Annotated in this window: 4 protein-coding genes; all 4 read right to left on the bottom strand. The window is 41.3% G+C overall.

Features of this window, described 5'->3' with window-relative positions; all coding sequences use genetic code 11:
• Window positions 1–5: 5 nt before the first annotated feature.
• Window positions 6–3,014 (bottom strand): peptidase domain-containing ABC transporter, encoded by a 3,009-nt coding sequence (locus tag H6G86_RS04755; protein ID WP_190933360.1) that lies wholly within the window; start codon window positions 3,012–3,014, stop codon window positions 6–8.
• Between the two features lie 834 nt (window positions 3,015–3,848).
• Complete coding sequence (locus H6G86_RS39960) at window positions 3,849–3,950, bottom strand: DUF4114 domain-containing protein (protein WP_369009462.1); 102 nt, start codon at window positions 3,948–3,950, stop codon at window positions 3,849–3,851.
• A gap of 244 nt (window positions 3,951–4,194) precedes the next feature.
• A complete protein-coding gene (locus tag H6G86_RS04750; protein ID WP_190933359.1) occupies window positions 4,195–8,493 on the bottom strand; it encodes a non-ribosomal peptide synthetase in 4,299 nt (1,432 codons plus the stop codon).
• Window positions 8,490–11,771 carry a non-ribosomal peptide synthetase gene (locus H6G86_RS04745; RefSeq protein ID WP_190933358.1) on the bottom strand — a complete coding sequence of 1,094 codons (3,282 nt, stop codon included), beginning with the start codon at window positions 11,769–11,771 and terminating at the stop codon, window positions 8,490–8,492. Before H6G86_RS04745 ends, H6G86_RS04750 begins: the two co-directional genes overlap by 4 nt.
• Window positions 11,772–11,837 lie beyond the last annotated feature (66 nt).

The raw sequence follows: 11,837 nt of genomic DNA, 5'->3' as shown, positions 1-11,837 counted from the left end.
ACTAACTACAAGTTCACATCTTGTTGCTGATACAGATAATAATAATGACCTTTAGTAGCCATTAATTCTTGATGGCTACCTTGTTCTATAACCCTGCTATTATCCATCACAACAATCATGTCTGCATTACTGACGGTGTTTAATCTATGGGTAATAAAAAATACTGTATCACCCTTAAATGCTTTGGCTAAATTGAGACATATTTGCCGTTCTGTGGGATAGTCTAGGGCGCTAGTTGCTTCATCTAAAACTAATAATTTTGGTCGTTGTAAAACAGAACGAGCGATCGCAATTCTTTGTCGTTGTCCACCTGAAAGTGCAGAACCCCGTTCTCCCACCCTCGTGTTGTAACCGTTGGGCAAGTTCATAATAAACTCGTGAGCGCACGCAACCTGAGCCGCTTCGATAATTTCTTCGGTTGTCGCATCGGGATTCGTCAGAGCAATATTTTCTTGAACACTACCGTCAAATAACAATGTTTCTTGGGGAACTACGCCAATTTGTCGTCGCAGTGAATAAAGCTCCACTTTGGCAATATCATAACCATCAATCAAAATTCTGCCGGACTCAGTTTCGTAAAGTCTCAGCAGCAATTTCATCATCGTACTTTTACCCGATCCACTTTGTCCGACGATGCCAATAAATTTCCCTGGCTGAAATTCGAGGTTGACGTTGGAAAGTTGCAGAGGACCACTCGTACCAAATCGGAAGGAAACATTTTCATATTTTACTGCTCCCTTAATCGTCGGTAAGGGTATGTTGTAGCGGTCTGTTTCTCCTTCTTGTGGCGTATCGACAATATCGCTTAAACGTTCTAGAGATAAGGCTGTTTCTTGGAAGCTTTGCCAGAGTTGAGCTAAACGCAATATTGGGCTGGTGACGTAACCCGATATAATTCTAAAGGCAATTAGTTCGCCTAAAGTTAATTGTTGTTGCAGTACTAAATAAGCTCCTACCCACAAAACCAGTAAGCTGCTGAGTTTGTTGAGAAAGTTACTGGTGGAGTTAGCGAGGGTAGAAGTTACAACTGTTTTAAAACCAGCAGCGACAAACCGAGCATAACGCTCTTGCCAAGAAAAGCGCGATCGCAGTTCGATATTTTGCGCTTTTACAGTTTGAATTCCTGACATCACCTCCACTAAATAAGATTGAGTTTCGGCGTTGCGTTCAGCTTTGGCACGTAACTGTCTGCTAATGGTGGGAGAAGCAATTAAGGTGATCACGATAAACACGGGAATCGTGCTTAAGCCGACCAAGGTGAGTTGCCAACTGTAAATCAGCATTACACCGATATACACCACCGAGAACAGAGCATCTAATCCCACTGTTAAGGCAGTACCAGTCAAAAATTGGCGAATATTTTCTAATTCGTTGATGCGAGTGGAAAGTTCACCCACCGGTCGGCGTTCAAAATAACGCAGTGGTAAACGTAATAAGTGGTCGATAATTTGCGACCCTAAACCCATATCGATCCGGTTAGTGGTATCGACAAATAAGTAAGTTCGTAAGGTAGTCAGTACTGCTTCAAATAATCCGACTACTAATAGTAAAATCCCCAAAATATGTAATGTACCAATACTATTTTGAGTGATAACTTTGTCGATAATTACCTGAACTACCAGAGGATTTGCCAAAGCTGCCAACTGCACGAAAAAGGAGGCGATAAAAACCTCGATTAACACTCGACGGTGCTTTGACAAATATGGCAAAAACCACCGTAAACTAAAACGTTCTTGGGGTGTTTGGTTGGTAGCACTGAGCAGTAATACTTTAGCTTGGGGCGGAAAGTTGGTTGGATCAACATCTAATTGTTCAACCAATTGAGCAGGTTTACAGCGCACAATTCCTTTGGATGGCACACCAACAACTACGGTATTTGCATCTGCCGCATATAAAACTGCAAAATTATCACCATAGCGAATCAATGCTGGTGTAGGGATACGCGTTACTGAGGAGACTGGTATTTCTATTAACTGCGCCTTAAGTCCGATTAATTCTGCCAGGTAAGCAGTAACTTGAAACGATATAAGACCCTGACGTTTGACTTGCTCAGTTAAGATGCGGCGAACCACTTCTCGACGAAATGGTATTTCTAGGTGCTTCGCAATCATTTGGAAGCAGGCGAAGGCTGTATTTAATTCTCCCTTACCACTAAAAAACGGGTATTTTTGTTTTGATGAACTCTTTGAGGTATCGGGGAGTGTCTGGGGAACGATTTCGTCTGATGCGTAAGGGATATCTAATTCATCGTCATCTTGGCTATCTACTTGGGTGTTATTTACCGCCAGTACTATTTGATGACTATCTTCTAAGATCAAATCTGACGGATGGATACCAACCAACCTTGAAGGGTTTTGACCTATAACCTGGATCTTGTCTCGGTCGTCGTCTGCTTCTAGGCGATCGCCAGGTGATAAATTCGTGACTGTACCACCGCCACTTACAAACCAGACCCTTGCGCTATCCAGTTGGTTAAATGCAGTTTTTCCTGGTGGTAAGTAATGGATTTTTGCCTGTGGTAAAGCTTTTTCTGTAAGTTCTCTGAGATTTAAAGTTGCGATCGCTTGCTTTTGCCAATAGGAGGCGAGAATATCAAAAACTTCTATCAAATAACTGCGATTCTTGCGGGCTTCGGCAAAAGCTGGGTATGAAGCGAGAAAACTAAAATATGCCGATGCACTCAAGGTTAAACATACTACTTCGGTAGAGGCGATCGCAGTCTCGCAGGCAACATCGCGCAACAAACTAATTTCGCCGATAATTTCTCCAGGTTGCAGCAATTTCAGGGTAATTGGCATTTGCGTCTGGGGATCATATCCCAAGAGGCGCACTTGTCCCTCATAAATAATGGTGATGCGTTCCGGGAGACTTTCTTTACCAATGATTTTTTGACCTATACGATAGCGCCAGGCTTGCAGTTGTTCTGATAGATTAGCGATCGCTCCATCGGGTAACTGTTCAAACCCTTCTATGGTAGTAAGAAATTCGGGAAAAGTGTTCTTAATATAAGTCATATAAAACAACTACAAGTGAGGAATTAAGTCGAAAATATTAGGGAGTATCTCTTTTACTAACAGTGGTAGTGTTTGGTTTTATGCTAGTAGTGGCAAGACTTCTGTACCATTCAGGTGCCTAAATATGTAATAGTACAGAGGATAGTTTCGTCTAATTTTAGAGCTGTATTTATATCACACGGTTACGATTGTTATGCGTTTCTCAAACCAAAGCATAATATAAATAGATCGAGGGCAAGTTATCACTTGGTTAACGACATATAATTTATACAAAATTAAAATCAATGTTTAAGATTTAAGCATCGCAAATATGTAAGATTGATACTCTACTTATCATCAAACCAAAGCACATAAAGGTAGTTGTTAAATTTAGTGTCGCATATTTTAATTTATGATAATCAACATGAAAATATCACAGATGCCTTCCTAAGTAAATACCCTAGTTAAAAATTATGTAATAAAAAAAACTTTAAATTTCTGAATTATTTTTTACATCTTCTTAAATATAGGGATTGACAAAATCACTAATGGCCAAGGATAGTGAACTTTCCTTGTTAAACAGCGCCATACCCGAATTTATGAAAGAATTATCTCTTACTTTTTTGGTAGCTTAATTTAATAAAAATTAACTGCAAAATCAAAGGTGAAGATTTATTATGACTGACCCTAGAGGAATCAACTATTAAATTTATGAAGGAAAGACAATAATTGCCTTCAGTAAATTCACTAGTTTAATCCATATTGAGTCTCGTTAATAGCGGTGCATAAAAAAACCTCATCTCGCAACTGGGATGAGGTTATTTGATTTATCTAAGTAATTACTCGTGCTTAATATTAGACAGTACTGACACTCAAATTTAGCTGTACAATGATATCGTTGTAATATTTATCACCACCATTTGGTAGATCCTCAAAACAAAAGGCGTTAGCGCCCAAGAATGTAAAGTAAACCTGTTAATAGTTTTTTAATTGCAACTGTTGTGTTCATATAGTTTATTAGCGATCGTATTTACACATATATCAAGCCACCAGTGAAAGTTATTACCCGCAAATAAAACAACCCCATCCCGCAAGTGAGATGAGGTTGGAAAGCTATCACTACACAATTCAGAAAGAAGTTTGATAGGGTCAAAATAGCTTTATATCTGGCTTAAAGACTTAAGTTTTTTACCTCACTGAGTTACTTGTTTCCTGTGGTTTCTGCAATAATTTGATCTATGGAAGACTTCATTTTTTCAGACACAGCTCGTACATGGGGTTCTTTAAAAATGGAATTATGAATCCCAGAAATATCATAAATATCCACCCCCCCTAATGCCAATTTACCCCAACCCATTTTGGAATCAGCTTCTCGTTGTTCAACTACAAGACCATCTTCTGTTCGGAATACGGTTGCTTTACCTGAGTAAACTTGTAAAGCATATTTTCTTAGCGCTTGTATAGTGGCATTTTCCACCATGTATTTCCGGTTGGAGTAAGGTAAGGGGCGACCAAGAATCAAGTGAAAGTGAAAGACAAACCGCCAGAGTATCTCTTTGATTTGATACTTAAACCGTTCTGTATTTCCTTTTACCTGCTCAATAAGATAGTTAGATGAAATTGCTAAAAGACTCTTCCAATCACGAGAGGCTGGCTTTTGCAATGATAGAGATCCAGAATTTTTTGACCCATAGGTATCAAATAAAACTAACAAAGCTACTTCCTTACCTTGTATGGTCAATTGCCGAGCCATCTCGTAAGCGATTAAACCCCCAGAAGAGTATCCACCGATTAAATAAGGCTCATGTGGCTGAATAGTCTGGATTTGTTTAATGTAGTGCGCTGCCATGTCTTCAATTCGGGTATAAGGAAGCTGTTTTCCATCTAACCCTTGTGGTTGTAGTCCATAAAATGGTTGATCTGATCCTAAATGCACAGCCAATTCACGGAAACGTAGAACTTCTCCACCCAAACCATGTACACAGAAGAAAGGAGGCTTAGAACCATTGGGCTGAATAGCTACTAAGGATGACCAAGGAATTGATGTTTCAGATTTGACATCAGCTCTTGGCACCGCCGCAATCCCAGGTTTTGAGCATATTTCTCGCTCAACAATATTAGCTAACTGCTCAATAGTTGGGGCTTGCAAAAGGATAGATAGAGCTAGATTTTTACCCACTATCTTTTCAATCTGAGAAAATAGACGTACTGCCAGCAGTGAGTGTCCACCCAAATCAAAAAAGTTATCTGTTATTCCAATCGGATGAATTCCTAAAACATTTTCCCAGATTTCTGTTAATTGAAGTTGTAATGGATTTTCTGCTGTAGCAAATATTTTTTCTCTTTCAATATTAGTTGGATTGAGAGCAAGTAAGGCTTGACGATCCACTTGACCATTAGCATTCAACGGCAGAGAATCAACTATGACAAAGGTAGGCAACAAATGCTCAGGTAGCTTTTGCTGGAGAAAACTCAGTAGTTGCTCACTCCCAATTGTCTCGTCTTGTTTGGGAACAAGATAAGCAACTAAATGTTTATCTCCAGAAACATCTTCTCTAGCAATCACCACAGCATTCTGCACGCCTGGATATTGAGCTAAAATTGTCTCGATTTCTGTCAACTCAATCCGAAAACCGCGAATTTTAGCCTGATTATCTCGGCGGCCAATAAACTCAATATTGCCGTCACTTAAGTAGCGTCCAAAGTCGCCACTTCTGTAAAGGTATGACCCAGATTCACTGCTAAAGGGATTGGGGATAAATTTCTCAGATGTTAATTCGGGACGGTTAAAGTAGTCTTGTGCAACACCGATACCACTAATGTAGATTTCGCCAGTAACGCCAATTGGTAGGGGTTGCAATCGCCGATCGAGAATGTAGATTTGGGTATTAGCGATCGCTTTTCCTATAGGAATTTCTGACCGAGTGTTACTGGCTTCAGTGGCAGTTGCCGGATCGTAAACCGTGGCGGTTAAAGTCGTTTCTAGCGATCCATAGCTATTAAGCCAACGTACTTGCTTGCCAACTTTTTCTACCCAAGTTAAATAAGCATTACGTGAGACTTTTTCACCACCAACCACGACTAAGCGCAAGCTGACTGGCAAGGTTTGTGGAGATAGAAACGGCTCTTTAACTAACTGATGCCAAAAATACGTAGGTAGATTAACAACGGTAATCTGTTGTTGAGCAATGAATGGGAAAAACTGCGCTGTCGATTGTAGCTCTTGAGACTGGAGAATTGCAGTAGCACCAGCAATCCAAGTGGGGAATAATGATTCTATAAAAGAATTGCAAGTGATACTAGGTAAGAGTAGGAGGCGATCGCTCTGGGTCAACTCCCAAGTGTCACTGATTGCTAGGCTGTGGGTGACGAGATTACGGTGAGTAATGGCTATACCATTGGGTTTTCCATTGCCGCCGCACACATACATCACACAGGCCAGAGTCTGATCTGTGGTATAGTAATCTTGATTTTCTGTTGTGTGTAGTGCAATACCTTCCCAATCATTATCCAAACAGATAACTTTTACCTGATGCTCAGAGAACTTCTCAACCAATGAGCTTTGGGTTAACAATAAGGATATTTGGGCATCTTTTAAAATGAAAGACAGACTATCTTGCCCAGATGTCGGAGCTATGGATACGTAAGTTCCCCCAGCTTTCAAAATACCCAACAGCCCCACAATCATCTCTAGCGAAGACTCTACGTAAAGACCGACAAGTACCCCCGATTTTACCCCTAGAGTTTGCAAATAGTCGGCTAATTGATTTGCACGCTGGTTGAGTTCCTGATAGGTTAGTTGCTGATTTTCAAAACTTACTGCAATATTATCTGGAGTTCGTTTAGCTTGAGCCTCAAACCACTGATGAATACAAGTATTCTGTGGATAATCAGCCTGTTTGCTATTCCAGTCAACCAATAATTGATGCTCAGGTGCTGTCAACAGAGGTAATTCAGATATCGGCTGATCGGGATTAGCAACAATACCTTCGAGTAAAGTTTTGAAGTGTCCCAACATTCGCTCTATGGTACTGGCATCAAACATCTCGGCATTGTAATCAAATACCATACCCAGACCATTATCCTGTTCCCGCAAAACTAATGTCAGATCGTATTTTGTTTTACCATGATAGATGTAACCAAATAGAGAAGTAATAGTCAAATCAGGTAGTTGCAATGCTCCCATCCCACGGCCATTTGACCAAGGAGGATTGAGGGAGAACTTTACTTGAAATAAAGGCGAACTGTTCCGACTTTGTTGTTCTGGTCTAAGTTCTTCAATTAGTCTCTCAAATGGTAGGTCTTGATGGGTATAAGCCTCTAAGCAATCCTTACGCACGCGGTCTAACAATTGTCGAAAAGTGGGATTTCCTGCTAAGTTACCCCGCATTACAAGAGTATTAGAGAAAAATCCAATCAGCCGCTCGGTTTCTACTTGTCCCCGACTTGCACTTGCAAAGCTAATCAGTAGGTCTTCTTGTCCAGAATAACGGTAGAGCAATAGCTCAAACACTGTCAGTAGAGTCATGAAGAGGGTAACACCCCATTTTTGACTCAGGTCTGTCAGGGCATGGTTCAGCGTCTTTGATAGCAGCAGGGCAGCGCGATCGCCTCGATATGTCTGCACACCATGAGGACGCGGATGATCGTAAGGTAACTCAATGATCGGTAAATTGCCTTCTAGCTTTTGCTTCCAGTAGTTTACCTGTGACTCTAAAACCTCTCCTTGGAGCCACTGATATTGCCAATTGGTAAAATCGGCATACTGCACTGGTAAAGGAGTTAAGGGAGAAGCCTTCCCTGCCGACAATGCTTTATAGATGGTAGTGAAGTCTTGATAAAATATATCAGAAGAAGCTCCATCACAAACTATGCAGTGCATATTCCAAATTAGCAGATGCTCGCGATCGCTCAACCGCAGTAGCAGTAACCGCAAAATCGGCCCATTGGCTAGATCAAAAGGTTGATGAGCTTCTTTAGTTGCCAGTAGGAGAGCTTCTGCCTCCCGTTGTTCATCTGGTATTTGCCGCAAGTCAATTATTGGCAGCGTCAAAGAAACATCAGTGGCGATGACTTGAGTCGGTTTTCCATTCACGGCTGGAAAAGTTGTCCGCAGAACTTCATGGCGGCGGACGACTTCTCTCAAACTTTCCTCTAAGACTGCAACATTGAGATTCCCCGTAAAACGCACCACAACGGGCATATTATTTGAGGAACTATTAGGTTCAAATTGATGCAGAAACCATATCCGTTGCTGGCCAAAGGAAAGCGGCAAGTTGCCATTCCGTTCACAAGCGACAATTGGGGGAATCTGTGAACTGGCAGCTGTAGTAATTTGTCGGAGAAAGTTGATGATTTCGGCTTTTTGAGTTTTTAACTCGGTGAGCAATTCTGGTGTGAGACTATCTTTTGCTGCCCGATAGCGTAAGCGTTCGCCCTCTAACCAAAGTTTGACATCGCGCTGACGTAGTTCAGAGAGTAGTTCATCTAATGTTTTCATAGCTCACCTTCCTCATAATCATCAGCGGTTTCACTATCAACAGCCTGAACACCTTGGGTTGCCCAACGCAGAGTTTCCACTCGTTCAGCCAAATCTGCTACCGTTGGCAACTCAAATAAATTGGACATAAGAATTTCTACTTGCAAGGCTTGGCGCAGTCGAGAAACCACTTGAATTCCTAGTAGAGAATATCCACCCAATTCAAAAAAGTTGTCGTAAATCCCAACCTGCCTGACATTTAAAACCTGTGTCCAGATATCTGCAATCTGCTGCTCAATGGGAGTGCGAGGCGCTACATAATTTGCTTCCAATTCTGGACGGAAAGAATCAGGCTTTGGTAGTGCCCGACGATCAACTTTACCGTTAGCATTTAGCGGCAAGGCTTCCAGTGCCATAAAAATCTTGGGCACCATATACTCAGGAAGCTGCTGTTTTAAGAATCGACGTAACTCGGAGATTATTTGCGGGCTATCTTGGCCAATTTCTGCTACAAAATAACCAACTAGCACTTTCTCACCAGGAGCATCTTCTCGAACAATTACTACCGCTTCTTTTATTGCCGGATATTGCAAAAGTGCAATTTCAATTTCACCCAATTCTATGCGGAAACCGCTCACTTTTACCTGATTGTCAATCCGACCCAGGTATTCAATCTTTCCATCTGGCAAATAGCGAGCTAAGTCTCCGCTTTTATATAAGTGTGATTGAGTATCTGAGCTAAAGGGATTGGCAATAAATCTTTCAGATGTAAGATCCGGGCGATTGAAATATTCTCGTGCTAAACCATCGCCACCAATATACAACTCACCTGTGATTCCAATTGGGACGGGTTGTAAATGGGAGTCTAATATATAAACTTGGGTATTAGCAATGGGGCGACCAATAGGAATAGAAGCCCCTGGCTTTAGTGGTGCTGTAATGTCATAACAGCAGGTAAAAGTTGTACTTTCTGTCGGCCCGTAACCATTAATTAGTTTACAGTTTTCTACTGTGTTGAGAAATTTCTGGACATGGGTAACAGATAAAACATCACCACCTGCTAACAATTGACGTAAGGGTTTTAAAGCATCAATTTTTTCATCGACTATTAGATGGAATAAACCCGCCGTTAGCCATAAGGTTGTCACCTGATATTGCTGAATAAATTGTCCTAATTCGTCTAAAGATGGCGTATGAGGAGGGAATATTATTAGTTTTCCACCATTAAGCAAACAACCCCAGATTTCAAAAGTTGAAGCATCAAAAGAGATAGGGCTAATTTGCAGAAATACTTCTTTGTTAGTAAGGCTTACATAGTTAGTTTCTTTGACTAATCTAACTACACCTTGATGGATAACACTAACACCTTTGGGCTGACCTGTAGAACCAGATGTGTACATTACATAAGCCAAGTTGTCAGCCTTGACATTACTAATTAAATTCTCTGGTGTTGCTTGGTTGATAGTATCCCAATCAGTATCTAAACAAATTACACTTGCTGTGTGAGCAGGTAGTTTGTCAATTAGCTGTTTTTGAGTCAACAGTAATTTGATCTGGGTATCTGAAAGCATAAAAGCCAAACGTTCTTGCGGATACCCCGGATCTAGGGGGATGTAAGCTCCACCTGCTTTCAGAATCCCTAAAAGACCTACCACCATTTCTAAGGAGCGATCAACGCAGATTCCCACAAGAACATCTGCACCTACTCCTAATGTTTGCAGGTATTGCGCTAATTGGTTGGCGCGAATATCTAACTCTCGATAAGTAAGTTGTTGTTCTTGAAATACCAACGCCACAGCATCAGGGGTGCGTTCTACCTGCTCCTCAAATAACTGATGAATGCATTTATGTTGGGGATAGTCTGTTTGTGTCTGGTTCCATGTTGCTAATAATTGTTGCTCTACTGCTGGTAAAATTGGCAATTTAGCAATACTTTGATTGGGGTTAGCAACTATACCCAATAACAAAGTTTCAAACTCTGCCATCCTGTGGCGAATAGTGTCAGCGTCAAATAAATTAGTGTTGTACTGACATTCCAGGGTCATCTGACCACGTAATTCCGTAGCATTGATGAAAAGTTCAAAATTCTCGAAGGAACGGGGGTTAGAGAAAAATTCTACTTCTAACCCAGTGAAGGGGAGTTTATCACTGTCTAAACCCTGATCGATATTAAATGTGATGGGAACTAAGGGAATACGGCTAGAATCTCGTGCCAAAACTAATTTTTTGACCAGACTACCAAAGGTAAATTGTTGATGATCGTAAGCATCTAAGATAGCCGATCGCCGCGATCGCAAATAGTCACTGAAAGATTTTTCGCCATCAATCTGGCTACGCAATGGTAATAAGTTTACACAGTGTCCTACGAGATTATATTGCCCCAAAGCGGCTTGTCCGGCGGCTGGAATACCTACAACCAAGTCGTTTTGTCCCGTCAGACGGTGCAGCCAAACCTCAAATCCTCCTAGGATAGTAGTCATAAAGCTACAACCGAGTTTTGTCCCTAGTTGTTTGAGGTTGGCAACTAGTTCGGGACTTAAATGCCAATCTTCGCGGGCAGCATTAAAGGTTCTGAGTGGTGGACGGGGGCGATCGCTGGGGAAATCCAGCACAGGTACAGTGTCAGCGAATTGTTCCAACCAATATTTTTCTGTGGCGATCGCTTCTGGGCTATCCGCCTCTTCTTCCTGCAAAATCGCATATTCACTTAAATTGTCTGGTTCTTCTAATTCAGGAACAATACCCTGTTGCAAGCCAGAATAAAGTTTACCCAAATCTGGCATCAGCACTGCCCAAGACCAACCATCACAAATAATATGATGTGCTGTCAAAGTAGCTAGATGCTCCTGCGGCTGCAATTTGACAATTTTTGCCCGAAATAGCGGCCCATGTTCCAAATCAAAAGGTTGTTCTACCTCTTGTCGCAAGATACTAGCTAATTTTTCCTGTTTTTCCCGTGGTTCTGAGCTGGAAAGATCAATAATAGGGATTTCAATTTGCCGAGAAGCAACAATGCAGAGTGTATTGCCATCGGTGCTAAAAGTTGTTCGGAGTGCTTCATGACGTTGTACTAACTTTTCCACCGCAGACTGGAAAACTTTGACATCAAGTTCGCCTTTTAGCCGCAAAGATTGGGACTCGTTGTAAGCACAATTGGCAGCATCCCCCATTTGTACAGAAGCCCAGATTTCTTTTTGTGATTCTGTGGCAGGGGCGGTTAGAAGTAATTCTCCATCTGCAAATGGATCGAAATCAACCGCAGTTAAACTGGATTGGTAATCTACAGGTAGTAAGCTCATAAAATTTTCTTATTTTCTCAGTTTATTCTAAGTAAAATTTAATTTTTTCTTGCCAAAATATTGGCA

This window comes from Nostoc sp. FACHB-133, assembly GCF_014698055.1.
GTDB lineage: Bacteria > Cyanobacteriota > Cyanobacteriia > Cyanobacteriales > Nostocaceae > Nostoc.
The sequence above is the reverse complement of the archived record's forward strand: the minus strand, read 5'-3'. Positions and strand labels throughout refer to the sequence as shown.

Bases quoted from the DNA above. Each gene is read 5' to 3' on its own strand.
- H6G86_RS04755 (WP_190933360.1), bottom strand. From the start codon at position 3,014: ATGACTTATATTAAGAACACTTTTCCCGAATTTCTTACTACCATAGAA.
- H6G86_RS04750 (WP_190933359.1), bottom strand. From the start codon at position 8,493: ATGAAAACATTAGATGAACTACTCTCTGAACTACGTCAGCGCGATGTC.
- H6G86_RS04745 (WP_190933358.1), bottom strand. From the start codon at position 11,771: ATGAGCTTACTACCTGTAGATTACCAATCCAGTTTAACTGCGGTTGAT.